The organism is Neorhizobium galegae, from assembly GCF_017877055.1.
GTDB lineage: Bacteria > Pseudomonadota > Alphaproteobacteria > Rhizobiales > Rhizobiaceae > Neorhizobium > Neorhizobium galegae_D.
Window position 1 is genome coordinate 1,823,144 of the sequence record NZ_JAGIPG010000001.1, and the last position, 20,357, is coordinate 1,843,500.

A 20,357-nucleotide genomic window follows, 5' to 3' on the forward strand; every position below is an offset into this window, starting at 1 on the left:
CTATGATATATCAGCAAAGGTGAGGCGCATGGCATCCGAGGCGGAATCGCTCAGCCGGCAAGCCTATCACCGGCTCGAAAACCTGATCGTCACCATGAAGCTGCAGCCCGGTGCGCTGGTCACGGAAAAGCAGCTCATCGGTCTGGCGGGCCAGGGCCGGACGCCGGTGCGCGAAGCGATTCAGAAGCTTGAATGGCAGGGATTGATTCGGGTGCGGCCGCGCGTTGGACTGCAGGTCAGCGAGATCATCGAGAGCGACCACGACAGCATCATGCAGGTGCGGCGCCAGCTCGAACCGGTCGTCGCAGCGCTGGTCACAGAGCATGCCAGCGACGAACAACGCACGGCCCTGCTCGACTGCGCCAAGGCAATGGGCGCCGCTGCGGCGACCGGAGACATCCCCGGATTTCTGGAGGCCGACAAGCGTTTCGACGATATTCTCGAGGACGCCTGCCCCAACCGGTTTCTGACGTCTGCGCTGGCGCCGCTCCAGACCCATTCCAGACGGCAGTGGTTCTCGACTGCCTCCGTCGAGCGGATGGACCAGGCGGTCACGCTGCATGTCGCCGTCATCCGCGCCATCCGGACGGGCGACGTCGACACGGCGCGAAGAGCGATGGAAACGCTCCTCGCCTATCTTACCAATTCATAAGGGAAATCAGACGCGGGCTTCGGCTTCGCGCTGCTTTGCGAGCGCAGCGAGATCCGCAGGCTTCAGCTCGACCGACTCGCCGCAACCGCAGGCAGACGTCTGGTTCGGATTGACGAAGATGAAGCCTGAGCGCATCTGCGTGACTTCGAAATCCATCTGGGTGCCGAGGAGATAAAGCACGGCGGACGGCTCGATCCAGACGTTCGCGCCGTCATGCTCGATCATGTCGTCCTTGGCATTGGGCTCGGTGACGAGATCGACCGTGTATTCCATGCCGGCGCAGCCGCCCTTCTTGATCCCGACACGCAGGCCCTTGGCCTCCGCCCCGGAATTGGTGACGAGCTGCTTGACGCGGGTCGCGGCGGCATCGGTCATCGTCATCACTGCAAAGCCCATGGGCTCATTCTCCTTCCGCACGCGGATTCAAGGTCCGGTGTTTCACGATTCAAATGTAGTACCGACCGATTAATCGATCAATACCAGCCGACAGCCACCTGGGCTTCTTCGGACATACGCTCCGGCGTCCACGGCGGATCGAAGGTCATCTCGACTTCGACGCCGGACACGCCTTCGACGGCGCCGACGGCGTTTTCCACCCAGCCCGGCATTTCGCCGGCGACCGGGCAGCCGGGTGCCGTCAGCGTCATCATGATCTTCACCATGCGGTCGTCTTCGATGTCGATCTTGTAGATCAAACCGAGCTCGAAAATGTCGGCAGGGATTTCCGGATCGTAGACCGTTTTCAGCGCTCCGATGATGTCGTCGCTCAGGCGCGCCAGTTCATCGGCCGGGATGGCGGATTGGATGATCCCTTCCCGGGCATCCCATTTCAGTTCCGTTTCGTCGACAGCCATCACAAGGCTCCCCAAACAAGAAATTAGCCAAAGAAATTGCGGGCGTAGTCGAGCGCGTCGGCCAGCGCATCCACTTCGGCACGGGTATTGTACATGCCGAACGATGCCCTGCATGTGGAGGTGACACCGAACCGCTTCAAGAGCGGCATAGCACAATGGGTACCGGCGCGAACCGCCACGCCCCTGCGGTCGATCACCATCGACACGTCATGGGCATGGATGCCGGCAAGCTCGAAGGAGAAGATGCCACCCTTGCCCGGCGCGTTGCCGATGATGCGCAGCGAGTTGATGGCGCGCAGGCGTTCCGCTGCGTAAGCGGCGAGATCCGCCTCGTGGCGGGCGATCGCGGCGCGGCCGATCTTGTCCATGTAGTCGAGCGCGTAACCGAGCCCGATCGCCTGGACGATAGGCGGCGTGCCGGCTTCGAAACGGTGCGGCGGGTCGTTGTAGGTGACGATATCCTCGGTGACCTCGACGATCATCTCGCCGCCGCCCTGGAAGGGCCGCATCTGCCTCAACCGATCCGACTTGCCGTAGAGCACGCCGATGCCTGACGGGCCGTAGAGCTTGTGGCCGGTCATCACGTACCAGTCGCAATCGATGTCGCGCACATCGACCGGCATGTGCACGGCCCCTTGGCTGCCGTCGATCAGCACCGGAATACCGCGCTCATGGGCAATGCGGCAGACTTCCTTGACCGGGACCACGGTGCCGAGCGCGTTCGACATATGGGTGATGGCGACCAGCTTGGTCTTTTCGGTGAGAGATTTTTCGAAATCCTCGATATGGAAGGCACCCTCGTCGTCGACCGGCACCCAGACCAGCTTGGCGCCCTGCCGCTCGCGGATGAAATGCCAGGGCACGATGTTGGAATGGTGCTCCATGATCGTCACGACGATCTCGTCGTCGGCACCGATATTCGGCATGCCCCAGCCGTAGGCGACCGTGTTGATCGCCTCGGTCGAATTCTTGGTGAAGACGATCTCGTCCACCGAACCGGCATTCAGGAACCGGCGCACCTTTTCGCGCGACGCCTCATAGGCTTCGGTCGCCGCATTCGAGAGGAAATGCAGGCCGCGATGGACGTTCGCATATTCGCTGGAATAGGCGTGGCTGATCGCATCGATCACCACCTGCGGTTTCTGGGCCGAGGCGCCGTTGTCGAGATAGACCAGCGGTTTGCCGTGCACCATCGTCGACAGGATCGGAAAATCCCGGCGGATCGCTTCCACATCGTAGGTCGTTGACGGCGCGCTCTGGTCCATGTCAGGCCCCTATCTTACGCATGCTTTTCAAGCCAGGCCGAGATGACGCCTTCCAGCGCCTCGACCAGCTTTTCTTCCTCGAGTTCCTCGACGATCTCGGCGACGAAAGCGTTGACCAGCATGGCTCGCGCCTTGTTTTCAGGAACGCCGCGCGCCATCAGGTAGAAGAGATGGCTGCTCTCGATATCGGCAACCGTCGCGCCATGGCCGCAAACGACGTCGTCGGCGAAGATTTCGAGCTCGGGCTTGGCCGAAAACCCGCCATCGTCGGTCAGAAGCAGCGTGTTGCAGGACATCTTGGCGTCGGTCTTCTGGGCGTCGGGAGCGACCCGGATCATGCCCTGGAAGACGCCGTTGGCGCGATCGAACACGACGTTGCGGATGATTTCCGTCGAGTTGGTGTTCGGCACGTTATGGCCGAGAACCAGCGTGACGTCGGTATGGCTTTCGGCACCGAGCAGGTTGACGCCGCGCAGCGTCAGTTCGGCGCCCTCGCCCACCACGTCGATCCGCAGTTCCTGGCGCACCAGCTTGCCACCGGCATTGATGACAAACAGGCGCAGCTTGGCGTCGGTGCCGAGCTGGACTCGGATCTGGCCAAGATGGGTGTCCGCCGCACCCTGGGTCTGCAGGATGATCCAGGTGATGTCGGCGCCGTCTTCCAGCGTGATGTCACTGATCGAAGACACGAATGCGGCATCCTCCGTCACCGACCGGTGACGTTCAATGATCGTCGCCCTGGATGCGGCACCGAACGAAACCGGGAAGCGCGTATGGACCTGGCCCGCGGCATGCAGGGCCTGCAGTTCGATCGGCGCTTCGAGTTCGGCGTTGGCCGGAACCGTGATCGCATAACCATCGCGCACGAAGCTGCCGTTGATGCGGCCGATCGCGTCATCCTTGTCGAGCGCCGTCAGGCCGGCAACGGCCGAACCGTCGGCGAGCCTGTCCTTGAAGAGCGCAATTTCGACGCCGTCCACGGCAGCCTTCGCATCGGCCGCACCCTGGAGGATCGAAAGGACCTTCGAACCCTCGACCAGCGGCGCGATCGGATCGATGGCGGAAACCAGCGCGGCGTCGGGGACGCTGCGCAGCAGGTTCTTGAGGTCGGTATAATGCCAGGCCTCGATGCGGCGGGTCGGCAGGCCGGCCTTCTTGAGCTCGTCCAGAAGCCGGTCACGCGTGCCGATGACAGCGCCATTGCCCGGCAATTCGCCGATCTGGGCGCCGAAGGCTTCGACCAACGCGGTTTCGGCAGCCGTGAGACGGCTTGTCGTCTGCATGTTCATGACAACATCCTTCCCTTGGGCCGCTTAAGCCGCTTCTCCGATGATATCGGCATAGCCGTTCTCTTCCAGCTCAAGCGCAAGCGCCTTGTCGCCGGAGCGGATGATCTGGCCCTTGTAGAGAACGTGGACCGTGTCCGGCACGATGTAGTCGAGCAGGCGCTGGTAGTGGGTGATGACGATCGTGGCGCGATCCGGCGACTTCAGCGCGTTGACACCGTCGGCGACGATCTTCAGCGCATCGATGTCGAGGCCGCTGTCGGTCTCGTCGAGGATGCAAAGTTTCGGCTCGAGCAGCGCCATCTGCAGGATCTCAGCGCGCTTCTTCTCGCCGCCGGAGAAACCGACGTTCAGCGGACGGCGCAGCATGGCCTGGTCGATCTTCAGCTTTTCGGCAGCGTCCTTGACGCGGCGGATGAAGTCCGGCGTCGTCAGTTCCGCTTCGCCGCGCGCCTTGCGCTGCTCGTTCATCGCTACTTTCAGAAACTGCATGGTGGCGACGCCCGGAATTTCGAGCGGATACTGGAAGGCGAGGAAGATGCCCTTGGAGGCCCGTTCAGCGGGGTCGAGTTCGAGAATGCTCTCGCCGTTATAGAGGATATCGCCCTCGGTGACTTCGTAATCCTGGCGGCCCGACAGGATATAGGAGAGCGTCGACTTGCCGGAACCGTTCGGGCCCATGATGGCGGCGATTTCGCCGGCCTTCACGGTGAGGTTCAGGCCGCGGATGATTTCGGTGCCGTCTTCGGCGATGCGGGCGTGCAGGTTCTTGATCTCAAGCATGTTTCTTATCCTTCCGGATTTATTCGATGACGCGTCAGTGCGCGATATTCGGACAGCGGGCCATCAGCCCACGGAGCCTTCGAGCGAGATGCCAATCAGCTTCTGGGCCTCGACGGCGAATTCCATCGGCAACTGCTGGATGACGTCCTTGACGAAGCCGTTGACGATGAGCGCGATGGCCTCCTCTTCGGGAATGCCGCGCTGCATGACGTAGAACTTCTGGTCCTCGGAAATCTTCGAGGTGGTCGCCTCGTGCTCGATCTGCGCCGATGCGTTCTTCACGTCGATATAGGGCACGGTATGGGCACCGCACTGGTCGCCGATCAGAAGACTATCGCAATTGGTGAAGTTGCGGGCATTCGAGGCCCGGCGGTTGATCGAGACCTGACCGCGATAGGTGTTGTTCGAATTGCCGGCGGAAATGCCCTTGGAGATGATGCGGCTCGACGTGTTCTTGCCGAGATGGATCATCTTGGTGCCACTGTCGATCTGCTGATAACCGTTGGAAACGGCGATCGAATAGAACTCGCCGCGGCTGTCGTCGCCGCGAAGAATGCAGCTCGGATATTTCCAGGTGATCGCCGAACCGGTCTCGACCTGCGTCCAGGAGATCTTCGAACGGGCACCACGGCAATCGCCGCGCTTGGTGACGAAGTTGTAGATGCCGCCCTTGCCCTGGGCATCGCCCGGATACCAATTCTGCACCGTCGAATACTTGATCTCCGCGTCGTCGAGGGCGATCAGTTCAACCACGGCGGCGTGCAGCTGGTTTTCGTCGCGCTGCGGCGCCGTGCAGCCTTCCAGATAGGAGACGTAAGAACCTTCCTCGGCGATGATGAGCGTGCGCTCGAACTGGCCGGTGTTCTTCTCGTTGATGCGGAAATAGGTCGAAAGCTCCATCGGGCACCGCACGCCCTTCGGCACGAAGACGAAGGATCCGTCGGTGAACACGGCGGCGTTCAGCGTCGCATAGAAATTGTCCGAAGTCGGCACGACCGAGCCCAGGTACTTCTTGATGAGTTCGGGGTGCTCGCGGATCGCTTCGGAGATCGACATGAAGATCACGCCGGCCTTCTGCAGTTCCTTCTTGAAGGTGGTGACGACCGAAACGGAGTCGAAGACGGCGTCGACGGCGACCCGCGGCGTTTCCACGCCAGCCAGAATTTCCTGTTCGCGCAGCGGAATGCCGAGCTTCTCGTAGACCTTCAACAGCTCCGGATCGACTTCCTCAAGCGATTTCGGGCCAGCGGTGCTTTTCGGCGCGGCGTAATAATAGAGGTCGTTGAAATCGATCTTCGGATATTCGACGCGCGCCCAGGTGGGCTCTTCCATGGTCAGCCAGCGGCGATAGGCGTCGAGACGCCATTCCAGCATCCAATCCGGCTCCTGCTTCTTGGCCGAGATGAAACGGATGATCTCTTCCGAAAGACCTTTTGGCGCCTTGTCCACTTCGATGACGGTCTCGAAACCGTATTTGTACTGGTCCACATCGATTAGGCGAACCTGATCGATTGTTTCCTGCACGGCAGCCATGTTCATACTCCAATTCTTGCCGGTTCAAATTCCGGCAATTCTTGTCATCAATCCGGGGGGACAATTGCCTCCCTTATGTAGGCGCCAGAAGGCGGTTTTCACACCTTTTGGCAAGCGGAAATTTGCGCAAGCGCAATTTTGAAGGCGGTCACGCCGCCTCGCCCGCCGGTTTTCGCCGGCCGGCAATCTTGGCGAAGGCGGCAAGCGCCCGCGCGATATCGTCTTGCGTCGTGCCGACCCCGAGCGAAATCCGCAGGGCCCCGAGCTTCGGATCATGCCCCATCGCCGTCAAAACATGGCTCTCGCCGACTTTTCCCGCCGAGCAAGCGGAGCCGGCGGACAGCGCGATACCTTCGAGATCGAAAGCGATCTGCCCTGTTTCGGATTTCAGCCCCGGCAAAGTAAAAAAGCAGGTATTCGCTACGCGCAAAACTCCCTCGCCATGAATGATGGCATCGGGGGCAGCCTCACGCATTCCCGCTTCCAGCCGGTGGCGGAGCTCTTCTATCACCGCATTGCGTTCATCGAGATCCTCGCGGGCAGCCTGGGCCGCGGCGCCGAAGCCGACAATGGCATGGAAATTCTCGGTACCGGAGCGATGACCCTTTTCCTGGCCGCCGCCGCGGATCAACGGCTTCGGCATCAGCACTTCGCCACGCGAGACGAGTGCGCCAACGCCCTTCGGGCCACCGATCTTGTGCGACGACAGGATCAGAAAATCCGCATCCAGCACATTGATGTCCACCGGAATGCGCCCGACGGCCTGGACAACGTCCACCACCATCAAGCCACCATGGGCATGGGCGATGGCCCCTGCTTCTGCGACGGGCTGGACGATGCCGGTCTCGTTGTTGACCAGCATGACGGCGACCATCGGCATGCCGACGCTTCGGTCGTGTTCGGCCAGCAGCGCCTCAAGTGCGGAAAGATCGACGATACCCGCTGGCGTGACCGGCACTTCGGTCACCTGGGAAGGATCGAAACGCCCGCCCTCCCGGATCGCCGGATGCTCGATCGCGGAGACATAGACACGGCCCATCGTCAGCGGCGCCCGGCCCATGCGGAAATCCGGGGTCAGAACATGATTGGCCGCTTCCGTCGCGCCACTGACAAACGTCACATGCGCAGGCTCCGCACCGACCAGCGCCGCAACCTGCCGGCGCGCCTTGTCGACCGCGGCCCGGGCCGCCCTGCCCTCGCCGTGGACCGACGAGGCATTGCCGGGCAATTGCAGCGCATCCAGCATGGCGGCGCGGGCCGGCGCACTCAAGGGCGCGGTCGCATTCCAGTCCAGATATGTGCGGTTCAGCGCCATTGCCTGATCGGCTTCCGTTTCTAGATAGAGGTTGAATTACACATGGGCGGACGGGGGACCCGCATTTTCCTTGAAATTTCCGTCAGCCTTGCCGTAAGAGACATCGCATCGGGCGCGCATCTGAATGCCGCCCAAAGTTTCGAATGGTTCTAAACTGAGTTTAGAAAAGCTGAGCGTCTTCGTCAAGTCAAACTCGACGTGATACTCGTTTGGAACCTGAACATATTGACCGGAGTACCGATGCCCGAAGTCATTTTCAACGGCCCAGCCGGCCGCCTTGAAGGTCGTTACCAGCCATCCAAGGAAAAGAGCGCCCCGATCGCCATCATCCTGCACCCGCATCCGCAGTTCGGCGGCACGATGAACAACCAGATCGTCTACCAGCTCTTTTACATGTTCCAGAAGCGCGGTTTTACGACACTCCGGTTCAATTTCCGCGGTATCGGGCGCAGCCAGGGCGAATTCGACCACGGCGCCGGAGAGCTTTCGGACGCAGCGTCGGCGCTCGACTGGGTGCAGAGCCTGCATCCCGATTCGAAGAGCTGTTGGGTCGCCGGTTATTCCTTCGGCGCCTGGATCGGCATGCAGCTGCTGATGCGCCGTCCCGAGATCGAGGGTTTCATGTCGATCGCGCCGCAGCCGAACATCTACGACTTCTCGTTCCTCGCCCCCTGCCCGTCATCCGGCCTGATCATCAACGGCGACAGCGACAAGGTGGCACCCGAAAAGGACGTCAACGGGCTCGTGGAAAAGCTGAAGACGCAGAAGGGCATTCTGATCACCCATCGGATGGTCGACGGCGCCAATCACTTCTTCAACGGTCAGGTGGACACGCTGATGAGCGAATGCGAGGATTATCTCGACCGCCGTCTCAACGGCGAACTGGTGCCGGAGCCGGCAGCCAAGCGCATTCGCTGATCGCCTTCGAGAACTGTTGGTAAAAACTGTCGGAATGGCCGCCTCGGCGGCCATTTTCATTTGACGGCTTTGATCGATTTCGGTTGCGGAGAGCCGATATGCCGCGCCTGCCTGACGCGGTTGCGGCCGGAGCGCTTGGCCTCGTAGAGAGCGGCATCGGCGTCCCGCATCGCCCCTGCAAGATCGCCGCCCGGCGCAAGCTCCGCCACGCCGAAACTCGCGGTCAACGCGAAGGTGGACGGAAGCCCGCTTACAGCAATCTCCATCGTCCCGCCCCGGAGCGCCTGCGCAGACAGTGTCGCCATATCGAGCGTCGTGCTCGGCAGGAAGATCGCGAACTCCTCGCCGCCAATACGGCCGACCACGGCATTCTTGGCAACATTTGCCCGCAACAGATCGCCGAAGGCCTGGATCACCAGGTCGCCACCGTGGTGGCCATAGGTATCGTTGATGCGCTTGAAATGATCGAGATCGCAGATGATGACCGCGTGCGCGGCCTTCGGCGCCAGCGCCATGGCGGCCTTGACGCCATTCTCGAAGCCGCGGCGATTGGCGAGACCTGAAAGCGCATCCTTTTCCGAATTGCTGCGCTCGTCCGCCATGATCTCCAGGACAAGGACCGACAGCAGCGTCAGTCCGACCGCGACCATCAGCACGGCCGTCGAGCTTTGCGAGATCAGCGCGTAGTTGGTACCGATATAATCCTTGGCGGTCGTGCCCGCCCCCGCAATCACGGCAAAACTCGCCTTGGCGAAGAAATGCAGGCCGGTCGCCAGTAGCAGATAACCGAGCGCCCGGTCGATCAACAGCCGGCGCGTCGATGAAAAGACCGCCGCCGCGCCCGAAAGGAGCGCCAATGCAAAGGGTGTCTGGTAGGAAAAGGCATGAGCGGCCGTTCCCCGCGGCAGGTCGTAGATCAGCAGGTCGAGGCAGATGCCCGTCACCAGGAAACAGCCCGCCCAGACGGGCGCGATCTTCCGCCCGTAGAGAGTACCGATACCGACCCTGAGCAAGGTCATGCCGCCGATCACCGATGCGAAGGCGCAGATTGCCCAGAATTTCGTGAGGTACGCATAAGCCACCAGCAACTCACAGACTGCCGATAGCGAGGCGACGGTAAAACCGGCAGCGAACCAGAGGGCAGCCGTCCGCGAGCGGCTACGCGTGGAAACCACAACGAAAACCGCGCCGAAGCATATGGCGATGATAAAATTCACCGCGAGGAAAAAGGCAGCCCCGTTCATCAGCCCATCAGCACAGGAGACCTGCACACCACCCGGTTACCGTGTCCGGGCCGGATGTTAAAAGCGCATGAAACAAGAAACCGTTAATGCATAACCTGTCCTTCTCGCACCCGCTATTGCGTCCCGCGAAAATTGCCTGGCCTCTTGTTGGTCGCCGTCCATTCGTCGCGCTGATCACATCCAACATCACTTTTGAAGTGATTACCGGCAAAAACAGTGCTAGAGGCGCGCCACATATTCCAAACCCATCCTGCCAGAGTTAGATCATGTCCAGGTTCAAGTCCGATTTCCTCCGCACGCTCGACGAGCGCGGTTTCATCCACCAGGTCTCCGACGAGACCGGGCTCGACGAACTGTTTTCGAAGGAAATCGTCACCGGCTATATCGGCTTCGACCCAACGGCGCCGAGCCTGCACGCCGGCAGCCTGATCCAGATCATGATGCTGCACTGGATGCAGAAGACCGGCCACCGGCCGATCTCCCTGATGGGCGGCGGCACCGGCATGGTCGGCGACCCCTCGTTCAAGGACGAAGCACGCCAGCTGATGACCATCGACACGATCGAAAGCAATATCGCTTCGATCAAGCGCGTCTTCTCGAACTATCTCGCCTATGGCGAAGGTCCGAGGCAAGCGCTGATGATCAACAATGCAGACTGGCTGCGCAGCCTCAACTACCTCGAATTCCTGCGCGACGTCGGCCGGCACTTCTCGGTCAACCGGATGTTGTCGTTCGAGAGCGTCAAGACGCGCCTCGACCGCGAGCAGTCGCTGTCCTTCCTGGAATTCAACTACATGATCCTCCAGGCCTATGACTTCGTGGAACTGGCCAAGCGGACCGGCTGCCGGCTGCAGATGGGCGGCTCGGACCAATGGGGCAATATCGTCAACGGCATCGACCTCGGTCACCGCATGGGGACGCAGCAGCTTTTCGCGCTGACTTCGCCGCTCCTGACCACGTCTTCCGGCGCCAAGATGGGCAAGTCGGCGACGGGCGCCATCTGGCTCAACCCGGACATGCTGTCGGCCTATGATTTCTGGCAGTACTGGCGCAACACCGAGGATGCTGACGTCCCGCGCTTCCTGAAGCTTTACACGACCCTGCCGATGGACGAGATCGCCAGGCTTTCGGCGCTCGGCGGCTCGGAGATCAACGAAGTCAAGAAGATCCTCGCAACCGAGATCACGGCCATCCTGCACGGTCGCACAGCTGCGGAAGAAGCAGCAGAGACCGCCCGCAAGACGTTCGAGGAAGGCGGGCTTTCCGAAAACCTGCCGTCGGTCGAGGTTCCCACTGCCGATCTCGAAGCCGGGATCGGCCTGCTGTCGCTGATCGTGCGCGCCGGCCTTGCCGGCTCGAACGGCGAAGCACGCCGTCACGTCCAGGGCGGCGCCGTGCGCATCAACGACCAGGCCGTCAGCGACGAACGCATGACCATCGGCACCGGCGAAATCACCGGCGACGGCGTCATCAAGCTTTCGCTCGGCAAGAAGAAGCACATCCTGGTGCGCCCGGCCTGAACCGGGCGTCTCGACAGCGAATTGAAACGGGCCGCTTTCGCGGCCCCTTTTATTGGAATTCGAAAATCTGCCGGAAGATGCCGGGTGCGATCAGCGACAGCGGATTGACGGTCAGCCTCGGTTTCTCGAAAGGGCCTTCGAGCTTGAAGGTAATGCCGAGCAGGCCGCGGTCGCGGCCATTGCCGAGAATGGCGCCGATCAGCGGCAGCTCGCCGAAAAGACGGTTCAGGCCGTAAGCCGGCATGAACGTCCCGGTCATGTCCATATTGCCCTTGGAATCGCGCACCATGCCCTGGAAGGTCGCACCGATCTGCTCGCCGCGCACCACGCCGTTTTCTATGGCGAACGCGCCATTCCGATAAAGCAGGCTTGCAAAACCGCGCTGGAATTTTGCCGAATTGACGTCGATGTTCTTTTTCGTGGCCGTGCTCAGGGTGCGACCCTCCTGGTCAGGCGTCGCGACGAGAGACTGGAGCTTGGCCTCGTTGACCAGCGCGAAATTGCGCAGGTCGATAGCACCGGTCCAGGCATCGCCCTGCGCCTTCAGGCGCAGGTTCAAGAGCCCGCCGCGCATGTTGTCGTAGAGGTTCATGAAGCGGATGATGGCGCCGGCGTCGCCGCTGGTGATCGAGATCGTGTCGCCTGCATTCATCTCGCTGACGACCGCCTGCCCGCTTTCCGTCGACCCGGAAAAATCGGCCGTCGAGATATTGCCGCCGCGGCTTGAAAACAGGAACGACACGTTCGAGAGGGTCTGGTCGTTGAATCCGATCATGCGGTCGAGCTTGCCGCGCACGGTGGCGTTGCTCGTATCGTCGTCACCGCGCTTGGCGCCGCTGCCGCTCTTTCCGCCTCCGCGTATCTTGGTGACGACAGGTCGCATATCGACGACGGAGCCGCTGATCGAGACGTCGAAATTACCCTTGGCACGCTTGACGCTCACCGCATAGTTGTCGGATGGCGAGAGCTGCATATGCGAGAAGTCCGCCGACGTCAGGCTGCCGCCATTGAGCGCAAGGCTGCCACGCGCGCCAAAACCGTCGCCCGAGAGTTCGAAATTGCGGATATCGGTACGCTCTCCTGTATCGGTCAGCTCGAATTGAGCCTTGGCCGGAATGCCCCCGCCCTTGGTCCAGCCAAGCCATGGCACGGAAAGAGTGGCCCGGCTGAGGTCGAGCGATACCGCCTGGCGGGTTTCGTCGATCCGCGTCAACTGAGCCGTCACCGTTCCGTCGATCACCTCGGAAAGACCGGGTGCGAGTTTCTCCCGCTGATCGTTGTTGAGAACGGCCTTGATGATCCGCTCGCGCTTTGTCGGAGATGCCGGGTCGACCGGTTCGACCAGCGTAATGTCAGCCGGTACATTATCGATCGTGCCCTTGGCTCCGAGTCGCGCCGTCTGGTTGTCGATATCGAGCGTGCCATCCAGACCGGCGATCTTGCGACCGGAAAACTGCGGGCCGAGCGTGACGTCGTCCAGTTCGATATGGGCATTCCAGGTGGGCTTTGGCGGGTTGTGAGCCAATATCAGGCCCATGCGGGCCTTGAGGTCGACGCGTGCATGGCCGGAAAAATCCTCCGGCTTGAACTCGGTCCCCTTCAACGCATTGATCGGCCGGAAATTCGCAAGCTCCGTTATAGCATCGGCAGGCCCCGCAATCTTCAGCGAAAGGTCCGCCATCAGCGGCTTGGCGTAGGTGGACGGGATCGAGAACCGTCCGCCTTCGATGGCGACGAACCGACCGGACGGGAAGAAGGAGGAGGCGCGCGCGACATCGACCCGCATCACCTCCCCCTTCAGGTCGAAACGTCCGTCGATATCACGCAGCGGCGGCACGTCGCCGGGAAGATTGATACGGGCATTGGCGAGATCAAAGCCGATCTGCAGCTCGTTCTTGTCGAGTTCCATCGGAATGCCGGGTCCCTTCATCCGGCCTGCCGGAATGAAGACGGCGATCGAACCGTTGGTAATGGTGCCGCCGAACATATTGTCCATCACCCAGTCACGCGGTTTTCGCGCCATCCAGAAGGGCCAGAGCTGCTTGACGCCGGTGACTTCCATATGCGGCAGCTGCGCCCCGAAACTGATCTCGGGAGACTGGTTGCCGAACCGCACCTTCAGGGCGCCGGCCATACGGCCGAGAGGACTGGAAACGGCCATTTCATCGAACTGAAGCTCGCGATCGGCCGACAGGTAGCGCCCGTTCGCCTTGAGATCGAAGCGCGCCGGCTGCTCGCTTGTCGAGGCGCCAACGGCTGTTGCCCCGCTGATCAGAACGTCCAGACCGAAACCGGGACGCTTGTCGTCCGGATTGAGCCGGTTGAGATCGATCACCGCGCCTGTAAACGGCAGGATGGTCGGTCCGAAACGGGCCTCGGATTTCAACAGCTCGATCGAATTCTTCGAGAAGTCGTAGGCCACATTGATATTGGCGCCGCTCAAGGTCTGCTGGATGCCGTCGAAATAGAAGTGGCCGGGGGACTGGCGAAGCGTCGCGGTGATAGCCGGCTTTACGGCCTCGCGTGAACGAACCGCCGAAAGATCGAGATCGAGGGATCCTTCGATCCCCTCGCGCGGCCGACCGTCCTCGGTTCGCTGCAGCATGAAAGATGTCACCTCGAGGCCGGTCAGTTTGGCCGAGAGTGACGACGTGACCCCTTCGACGGTCTTCGACGCTGCAACGAGAACCGCTTTGCGGCCGTTGAGGCTGATCGCACCGTTGATCTCGACCTCGCCTTCGACGCTCTGCGTCAGCTCGAGATCGTCGACGACCAGCACGATCGGCTTGCGCCCCGGTGCTGCCGGCAGCAGGATTTCGATGCCGGCGATGCTGACGGAGCCCGTCCCGGTTCGCTCGATGAGCGCACGAGCTTCGTCGAGGCGCTGGAAAATCTCTTCCAGCAGCGCCGGCATGGCGTCGATGCGGACTTCCGAGATCGGCAACGGATCGCCGGATGGCAATTGCGCAGTGTCGAGACGGATATGCTCCGCCTCCATATGCTTGATCGACACGCGACCGCCGAGAAGCGCCAGCGGATCGACCGCCATGCGCATGGCGCCGGCGCGGCTCAGGTGTTCGCCGGTCGCCTGTTCGACGATATCGACGTCACGTGCCTCCAGTGCAAGGCGCAACCCCGAATCGAACCGGATGGCGGTCGAGCCGACGGTGGCGACGTACCGCGGACCGATGGCATTGTTGATTGCGCTCTGGGCTCGCGACGAAAGCATGCTGTCGACCATGCCGCCCTCGATCGCGAAAACGGCGCTGCCGACCGCGAGAAACACCAGCAGGAGGAAAAGCAGCACCGTCTTGCCGAATCGCCTGCCCCGCCGGCTTGGTGGCGGGCAATGGACGATGAGCGGATCCTCGACCTGCGCGGAGGGCAATTCATGCAGCGGAACGAGTTCTTTCCGGCTGAAACTGACCCTTTCTCCGCGAATTTCCGACATCAGGTTGAGAACTCATCTTTCTGCTTTTCGCGATAAATCCGGGTGCGACCGATCTGGACGTCGCGCGGGCTACTATATACCGATTGCGGCGAATATCACTCAAGATACCGGCGAAAGAAAGGAAATCCATGGCCGACCTGACCATTGGCGACATCGCACCGGACTTCGAACTTCCGCGCGACGGCGGCGGCACCGTTTCCCTCAAGGCGTTTTCGGGAAAACCCGTCGTCCTCTACTTCTATCCCAAGGACGACACGGAGGCCTGCACCAAGGAGGCGATCTCGTTTACGGGCCTCCTGGCCGATTTCGAAAAGGCGGGTGCGCCGGTCATCGGCGTGTCACCCGACAGCGTCAAGAAGCATGACAAGTTCGCAAAGAAGCACTCGCTTTCGATCATCCTCGCCGCCGACGAGGACACCTCCCTTGCCAATCTCTACGGGGTCTGGAAGGAGAAGAGCATGTATGGCCGCACCTATATGGGTGTGGAGCGCACGACCTTCCTGATCGGAACCGACGGGCGCATCGCCCGGATCTGGCCGAAAGTGAAGGTGGCGGGCCATGCCGAGGCGGTACTCGAAAGCCTCAAGGCGCTTTAGGCAGGAGACAAATCGATGGCCGGCGAGTTTTCGATCACCTCGTTGAGAGGCGGCGCAACGGCGGCAATCCTGTCGGCCGATCTCGATATCAAGACGCGGCTCGCGCAGGAGACCGCCACCCGCTGGTTCGAGCGGCGGCTGTCCCTGCGCTCTCCACTCGATCCGCCCCTGCCCGGGCGTCCCGGCCGGCCGGCAAAGCCCGAACTCGTGCCGCCGAAGGCTGTGGGAAAACGATCCCTGCACACCGCCAGCGGCCGTATCGCGACGCTGCATGCGATCGCCCATATCGAACTCAATGCCGTCGACCTGGCGCTCGACATCGTTGCTCGCTTTGCGACCGAGCCGGTGCCGAATTCCTTCTTCGACGGATGGATGCAGGTGGCGTTCGAAGAGGCGAAACATTTCCGGATGGTGCGGGCTCGGCTGAACGACATGGGAGCCGACTATGGCGACATGCCCGCCCATGACGGCCTTTGGCAGGCGGCCCACTCCACCCGTAACGACCTCACCGCCCGCCTCGCCGTCGTGCCGCTCATTCTGGAAGCCCGCGGGCTCGACGTGACGCCGTCGCTGCAGGCCAAGATGCGCGAGACCGGTGATCTCGAAAGCGCTGCCATCCTCGACGTCATCTACAACGACGAGAAGGGTCATGTGGCGATCGGCGCCAAATGGTTCCGCTTTCTCTGCGCCCGCGAGCGCAAGGATCCGGCAGCGACGTTCCAGCAACTCGTGCGTGCCAACTTCCGCGGCGCGCTGAAGGCACCGTTCAACGATATCGCCCGGGCGGAAGCCGGCTTGACGCCGTCGTTCTACCGGTCTCTCACGTCCACCAGCTACGCCTGAACGCGCCAGATTAAAGCGTTCGTTAACCATATCCATGTGTAATCCCACGAAAGGAACAGCGGCCGAACGAGTCGCATCTCCGGGAGATCCGCGTGGCGAAGGGAACCGAAAACCGGGTGTTTGGGAAACGGGCACCTCAGCACGTTCTCATTTTCGCCAGCGGTGAAACGATCCGCCACATGACCATCCGGCCGTGGATGGCCGCATTGACCTTCTGCTTCCTCGGTGTTTTCGCAATCGGCTATCTCGGTGCGACCTCCTATCTGGTGATCCGCGACGACCTGATCGGCGCGACCATGGCGCGGCAGGCTCGCATGCAGCACGATTACGAGGATCGGATCGCCGCGCTGCGTGCGCAAGTCGATCGCATCACCTCGCGCCAGCTTCTCGACCAGCAGGTGGTCGAGCAGAAGGTCGAAAAGCTGCTGGAACAGCAGAACGCCCTCTTTTCGCGCCACGGCAAACTGGGCTCGCTTCTGAACCGCGCCGAGGAGTCCGGCCTCACGGCACCGGAGACGCCGGCACCGACCATGCTCCAGCCTCCGGCCAAGGAACGTCAGGCCTCGCTTATCGGTGGCAACGGCGGCGTCAAGGCGATCGAGAAACTCCTTTCCGGCGAAACCGCCGCAACGCCGCTCCAGACGTCGACCGCTCTCGGTTATGCGCCGTTGCGCGAAAACATCGCCGACAGGGCCGACCGGGTCTTTTCCAAAGTGACGCTGTCACTGAAGACCATCGAGAAGGAACAGCTTGCCAAGATCGCCAACCTGACGACGGGCGCCTCGGAAACCGCAGACGCGATCGCCGCAATCCTGAAGCGGACCGGCGTCGAGGTTGCATCCGCAGACAAGGTGACGGAAGAGGCCACGAACGGCGTTGGCGGCCCGTATGTCGCGCCGCAAACCAATATCGGTGCCTTCGATGCTTCGCTCGACGAGCTCGATGCCGCACTCAGCCGGCTGGAAGCCGTGCGCGAGACGGCGCGCGACCTGCCCTTTGGCAATCCCGCTCCCGGCCGTCCGGTCACCAGCCGTTACGGAAACCGTATTGACCCCTTTCTTGGCCGGCTGGCGCTGCATGCGGGCATCGATTTTCAGGCCTCGACCGGCGACGACGTAAAAAGCACCGGCTCCGGCACGGTGATTTCAGCCGGTCCCGCCAGTGGTTATGGCAATATGGTCGAGATCGACCATGGCCAGGGCATCACAACGCGCTACGGCCATATGTCCAAAATTCTGGTAAAGGAAGGCGACGAAGTGGCCGCGGGTGATGTCATCGGCAGAGCAGGCTCCACCGGCCGCTCCACCGGACCGCACGTCCATTACGAAGTCCGCCGCGATGGCAATCCGATCGATCCCGTTCACTTCCTCAACGCCGGCATGAAGCTCACGACCTATCTGAATTGAGGGAAGCTCCCCCTCAAAAGGCAATTCTTTGCCACCGGAACGGTAGCCGGCTTGCTCAGCGAGTATCTTCATTCACCAATCCCGTCGCCAATCGCCTTGCTTTCCTTGACTTTTGGACATTTTGGTCCTATGTCGCGGGCCAGTTGCCGGCCAGCATGCGCCGACTCCCATAGTGTTCGTATAGAACCGGAACGGAAACAGAATTCCCTTTGACCACATTTGCTGATCTTGGCCTGAGCCAGAAAGTCCTCTCCGCTGTCACAGACGCGGGTTATACGATCCCCACGCCGATCCAGGCAGGGGCAATCCCGCATGCGCTGCAGCGCCGCGATATCTGCGGCATCGCGCAGACAGGCACGGGCAAGACCGCCTCCTTCGTTCTCCCGATGCTGACGCTTCTGGAAAAGGGCCGCGCCCGCGCCCGCATGCCGCGCACGCTGATCCTTGAGCCGACCCGCGAGCTCGCCGCTCAGGTCGCCGAAAATTTCGAAAAATACGGCAAGAACCACAAGCTCAACGTCGCCCTTCTGATCGGTGGCGTGTCCTTCGACGATCAGGACCGCAAGCTGGAACGTGGCGCCGACGTGCTGATCTGCACGCCCGGCCGCCTGCTCGACCATTGCGAGCGCGGCAAGCTGCTGATGACCGGCGTGGAAATTCTCGTCATCGACGAAGCCGACCGCATGCTCGACATGGGCTTCATCCCGGATATCGAGCGGATCGCCAAGATGATCCCGTTCACCCGCCAGACGCTGTTCTTCTCAGCGACCATGCCTCCGGAAATCCAGAAGCTCGCCGACCGCTTCCTGCAGAACCCGGAGCGGATCGAAGTCGCCAAGCCTTCATCGACCGCCAAGACGGTGACGCAGCGCCTCGTCGCTTCGCACAACAAGGATTATGAGAAGCGCGCCGTGCTGCGCGAGCTCATCAAGGCGCAGGACGATCTCAAGAACGCGATCATCTTCTGCAATCGCAAGGTCGACGTGGCAGATCTTTTCCGTTCGCTCGAACGGCACGGTTTCTCGGTCGGCGCGCTGCATGGCGACATGGACCAGCGTTCGCGCACGACGATGCTGCAGAATTTCCGCGACGGCAATATCCAGCTGCTGGTCGCCTCCGATGTTGCCGCACGCGGCCTCGACCTGCCGGATGTCGGCCATGTCTTCAATTTCGACGTCCCGATCCATGCGGAGGACTATGTCCACCGCATCGGCCGGACCGGACGCGCCGGCCGCTCTGGCCGCGCCTTCACACTCGTCACTCGCTCCGACACCAAATATCTCGACGCCATCGAGAAGCTCATCAACGAGAAGATCGAATGGCTGAACGGCGACATCTCCGCCCTGCCGGCGCCGATGGAAAGCCATGAGAGCGAACGCGGTGGCCGCAAGGGCCGCGATCGTGATAAGGAGCGCGGCCGCGGCAGACGAAGCGATTCGGGACGCGCGGATTCTGGGCGCGGCGAATCGAGTCACAAGGCTGACACGAGAATCCAAGATAATCCGATTGAAGCAGTCGAAGAGGCATTTGTGGAAGCTAGGGTGGAAACCGTGAAACCGGAACGCAAGGCAGACAGGAAGCCGCAGAACAACGGCGGCAACCGCAATTCGCGGCCGACGCCTGCACCGGCACCCGCAAACGACGACAATCGCGAGCGTCGCCAGCGTTACCACCGCGACCACGACGACGGCCCGACCCCGGTCGGTTTCGGCGACGATATCCCGGCCTTCATGCTGATCGTCGCGAACGCCGCCAAGGCTTAAATTTCCGTGGCCACACCCGGCATTGATTTCCCTGGCGTCGGTGCCGGGCTTGTCATCCTGCGCGGCGACGGCAAAGTCCTGCTTTGCCGTCGCCTCAAGGCGCCGGAAGCGGGCTTCTGGAACATTGTCGGCGGCAAGGTCGACGCGATGGAGCCTTCGTCGGAAGCAGCCCGCCGCGAGGGGCAAGAGGAAACCGGCCTTACGATCGGCAAGGTCGACTTTCTCTGCATGACCGAAGAGATCATCCAGGCCGACCGGCAGCACTGGATTTCGCTGATTTATATTACCCGAGATTTCGCGGGCGAGCCTTCGCTCACAGAGCCCGACAAACTGTCGGACATCGGTTGGTTCGATCCCCACAACCCGCCTCAGCCACTTTCGGCCTTTTCCGCCAGGGCCTTCGCGCATCTCCCCAAGTGATCATGAACGAAAGCCGCCCCGGAGAACCGAAGCGGCCATCTTGATGAAATCATTTTGACAAAATTTCCGGGCGTGTCCCTGATCGAGAGATTCGGCAGCCACGCCCCTCAATACGAGGCTGACGGTATGCGCTTCGCATTCTGTCGAGCAAGATGCTAAATCTAGCACTGGGGGGCTAGGTTCAGGATTTCGAGTTGGCACGCACGGCCGCGTCGAATGCGAGCCGCACCCATTTGCGCATCTCGTCGGGATCGTCGAAAGCGTCCTCCGGCACCGACCAATAGGGCATCAGCACCGGTTTCCCCTTCTTTCCCTCATAGAACCACTGCCTGGCACCGGCCGCTTCGAATTCCGGCGCGCTGACCGCATCCGCCTTCAGCATGACCTCGCCGCGCAGATCGATCGCGACGATCAAACCATCGTGATAGATGCCCTTGCCACCGAACATGCGGCGAATCGAGACCGGGCCGAGCCCCTCGAACATGTCCTCGATGTCGGAATTGTCCAT

At 61.6% G+C, this 20,357-nt stretch carries 18 protein-coding genes; 8 read left to right on the forward strand and 10 right to left on the reverse strand.

Features of this window, described 5'->3' with window-relative positions:
• Nucleotides 1-28 precede the first annotated feature (28 nt).
• Nucleotides 29-652 carry a GntR family transcriptional regulator gene (locus J2857_RS08560; protein WP_210009681.1) on the forward strand — a complete coding sequence of 208 codons (624 nt, stop codon included), beginning with the start codon at nucleotides 29-31 and terminating at the stop codon, nucleotides 650-652.
• 6 nt (nucleotides 653-658) lie between these two features.
• Here J2857_RS08560 and sufA read toward each other — a convergent pair whose 3' ends face one another.
• The 7 genes from sufA to J2857_RS08595 all read right to left on the reverse strand — a co-directional run bounded on the left by sufA (nucleotide 659) and on the right by J2857_RS08595 (nucleotide 7,688).
• On the reverse strand, nucleotides 659-1,048 hold the full coding sequence (sufA, locus tag J2857_RS08565; RefSeq protein WP_210009682.1) for a Fe-S cluster assembly scaffold SufA: 390 nt from the start codon (nucleotides 1,046-1,048) through the stop codon (nucleotides 659-661).
• Between the two features lie 77 nt (nucleotides 1,049-1,125).
• Nucleotides 1,126-1,506 (reverse strand): SUF system Fe-S cluster assembly protein, encoded by a 381-nt coding sequence (locus J2857_RS08570; RefSeq protein ID WP_046626546.1) that lies wholly within the window; start codon nucleotides 1,504-1,506, stop codon nucleotides 1,126-1,128.
• Nucleotides 1,507-1,529: 23 nt separating this feature from the next.
• Nucleotides 1,530-2,771, reverse strand: coding sequence for a cysteine desulfurase (locus tag J2857_RS08575; protein WP_210009683.1), 1,242 nt, complete (start codon nucleotides 2,769-2,771; stop codon nucleotides 1,530-1,532).
• A gap of 14 nt (nucleotides 2,772-2,785) precedes the next feature.
• Nucleotides 2,786-4,060: a Fe-S cluster assembly protein SufD gene (gene sufD, locus J2857_RS08580; RefSeq protein ID WP_210009684.1), complete on the reverse strand. Its 1,275-nt coding sequence runs from the start codon at nucleotides 4,058-4,060 to the stop codon at nucleotides 2,786-2,788.
• 24 nt (nucleotides 4,061-4,084) lie between these two features.
• Nucleotides 4,085-4,840, reverse strand: a complete 756-nt coding sequence (sufC, locus tag J2857_RS08585; protein ID WP_007752089.1) for a Fe-S cluster assembly ATPase SufC — start codon at nucleotides 4,838-4,840, stop codon at nucleotides 4,085-4,087.
• 63 nt (nucleotides 4,841-4,903) lie between these two features.
• Entirely contained in the window at nucleotides 4,904-6,373 is a 1,470-nt protein-coding gene (sufB, locus tag J2857_RS08590; RefSeq protein ID WP_210009685.1) for a Fe-S cluster assembly protein SufB, read from the reverse strand.
• Nucleotides 6,374-6,521: 148 nt separating this feature from the next.
• On the reverse strand, nucleotides 6,522-7,688 hold the full coding sequence (locus tag J2857_RS08595) for a cysteine desulfurase family protein (RefSeq protein WP_210009686.1): 1,167 nt from the start codon (nucleotides 7,686-7,688) through the stop codon (nucleotides 6,522-6,524).
• Between the two features lie 240 nt (nucleotides 7,689-7,928).
• On the opposite strand from J2857_RS08595, the gene J2857_RS08600 reads away from it, so the two are divergent.
• Complete coding sequence (locus tag J2857_RS08600) at nucleotides 7,929-8,606, forward strand: alpha/beta hydrolase (RefSeq protein ID WP_210009687.1); 678 nt, start codon at nucleotides 7,929-7,931, stop codon at nucleotides 8,604-8,606.
• Nucleotides 8,607-8,662: 56 nt separating this feature from the next.
• Here the strand turns inward: J2857_RS08600 and J2857_RS08605 are convergent, their stop codons facing one another.
• Nucleotides 8,663-9,850 carry a GGDEF domain-containing protein gene (locus tag J2857_RS08605; protein ID WP_210009688.1) on the reverse strand — a complete coding sequence of 396 codons (1,188 nt, stop codon included), beginning with the start codon at nucleotides 9,848-9,850 and terminating at the stop codon, nucleotides 8,663-8,665.
• Between the two features lie 266 nt (nucleotides 9,851-10,116).
• Between J2857_RS08605 and tyrS the strand changes: the two genes are divergently transcribed.
• On the forward strand, nucleotides 10,117-11,370 hold the full coding sequence (gene tyrS / locus J2857_RS08610; protein WP_210009689.1) for a tyrosine--tRNA ligase: 1,254 nt from the start codon (nucleotides 10,117-10,119) through the stop codon (nucleotides 11,368-11,370).
• Between the two features lie 49 nt (nucleotides 11,371-11,419).
• Here tyrS and J2857_RS08615 read toward each other — a convergent pair whose 3' ends face one another.
• Complete coding sequence (locus tag J2857_RS08615; protein WP_210009690.1) at nucleotides 11,420-14,821, reverse strand: DUF3971 domain-containing protein; 3,402 nt, start codon at nucleotides 14,819-14,821, stop codon at nucleotides 11,420-11,422.
• Between the two features lie 128 nt (nucleotides 14,822-14,949).
• Here J2857_RS08615 and bcp point away from each other — a divergent pair, with 128 nt between their 5' ends.
• The 5 genes from bcp to J2857_RS08640 all read left to right on the forward strand — a co-directional run bounded on the left by bcp (nucleotide 14,950) and on the right by J2857_RS08640 (nucleotide 19,849).
• Nucleotides 14,950-15,417 carry a thioredoxin-dependent thiol peroxidase gene (gene bcp / locus J2857_RS08620; protein WP_210009691.1) on the forward strand — a complete coding sequence of 156 codons (468 nt, stop codon included), beginning with the start codon at nucleotides 14,950-14,952 and terminating at the stop codon, nucleotides 15,415-15,417.
• Between the two features lie 15 nt (nucleotides 15,418-15,432).
• On the forward strand, nucleotides 15,433-16,260 hold the full coding sequence (locus J2857_RS08625) for a ferritin-like domain-containing protein (RefSeq protein ID WP_210009692.1): 828 nt from the start codon (nucleotides 15,433-15,435) through the stop codon (nucleotides 16,258-16,260).
• Nucleotides 16,261-16,352: 92 nt separating this feature from the next.
• Nucleotides 16,353-17,666: a M23 family metallopeptidase gene (locus J2857_RS08630; protein WP_210009693.1), complete on the forward strand. Its 1,314-nt coding sequence runs from the start codon at nucleotides 16,353-16,355 to the stop codon at nucleotides 17,664-17,666.
• A 209-nt stretch (nucleotides 17,667-17,875) separates the two neighbouring features.
• Complete coding sequence (locus J2857_RS08635; protein ID WP_210009694.1) at nucleotides 17,876-19,429, forward strand: DEAD/DEAH box helicase; 1,554 nt, start codon at nucleotides 17,876-17,878, stop codon at nucleotides 19,427-19,429.
• 6 nt (nucleotides 19,430-19,435) lie between these two features.
• A complete protein-coding gene (locus tag J2857_RS08640) occupies nucleotides 19,436-19,849 on the forward strand; it encodes an NUDIX domain-containing protein (protein WP_210009695.1) in 414 nt (137 codons plus the stop codon).
• A 181-nt stretch (nucleotides 19,850-20,030) separates the two neighbouring features.
• Here the strand turns inward: J2857_RS08640 and J2857_RS08645 are convergent, their stop codons facing one another.
• Entirely contained in the window at nucleotides 20,031-20,357 is a 327-nt protein-coding gene (locus J2857_RS08645; RefSeq protein ID WP_210009696.1) for a TfoX/Sxy family protein, read from the reverse strand.

What these genes read in the sequence shown, in the direction of transcription:
- J2857_RS08560 (WP_210009681.1), top strand. Translation starts at nt 29, where the DNA reads ATGGCATCCGAGGCGGAATCGCTCAGCCGGCAAGCCTATCACCGGCTC.
- sufA (WP_210009682.1), bottom strand. Translation starts at nt 1,048, where the DNA reads ATGGGCTTTGCAGTGATGACGATGACCGATGCCGCCGCGACCCGCGTC.
- J2857_RS08570 (WP_046626546.1), bottom strand. Translation starts at nt 1,506, where the DNA reads ATGGCTGTCGACGAAACGGAACTGAAATGGGATGCCCGGGAAGGGATC.
- J2857_RS08575 (WP_210009683.1), bottom strand. Translation starts at nt 2,771, where the DNA reads ATGGACCAGAGCGCGCCGTCAACGACCTACGATGTGGAAGCGATCCGC.
- sufD (WP_210009684.1), bottom strand. Translation starts at nt 4,060, where the DNA reads ATGAACATGCAGACGACAAGCCGTCTCACGGCTGCCGAAACCGCGTTG.
- sufC (WP_007752089.1), bottom strand. Translation starts at nt 4,840, where the DNA reads ATGCTTGAGATCAAGAACCTGCACGCCCGCATCGCCGAAGACGGCACC.
- sufB (WP_210009685.1), bottom strand. Translation starts at nt 6,373, where the DNA reads ATGGCTGCCGTGCAGGAAACAATCGATCAGGTTCGCCTAATCGATGTG.
- J2857_RS08595 (WP_210009686.1), bottom strand. Translation starts at nt 7,688, where the DNA reads ATGGCGCTGAACCGCACATATCTGGACTGGAATGCGACCGCGCCCTTG.
- J2857_RS08600 (WP_210009687.1), top strand. Translation starts at nt 7,929, where the DNA reads ATGCCCGAAGTCATTTTCAACGGCCCAGCCGGCCGCCTTGAAGGTCGT.
- J2857_RS08605 (WP_210009688.1), bottom strand. Translation starts at nt 9,850, where the DNA reads ATGAACGGGGCTGCCTTTTTCCTCGCGGTGAATTTTATCATCGCCATA.
- tyrS (WP_210009689.1), top strand. Translation starts at nt 10,117, where the DNA reads ATGTCCAGGTTCAAGTCCGATTTCCTCCGCACGCTCGACGAGCGCGGT.
- J2857_RS08615 (WP_210009690.1), bottom strand. Translation starts at nt 14,821, where the DNA reads ATGTCGGAAATTCGCGGAGAAAGGGTCAGTTTCAGCCGGAAAGAACTC.
- bcp (WP_210009691.1), top strand. Translation starts at nt 14,950, where the DNA reads ATGGCCGACCTGACCATTGGCGACATCGCACCGGACTTCGAACTTCCG.
- J2857_RS08625 (WP_210009692.1), top strand. Translation starts at nt 15,433, where the DNA reads ATGGCCGGCGAGTTTTCGATCACCTCGTTGAGAGGCGGCGCAACGGCG.
- J2857_RS08645 (WP_210009696.1), bottom strand. Translation starts at nt 20,357, where the DNA reads ATGGACAATTCCGACATCGAGGACATGTTCGAGGGGCTCGGCCCGGTC.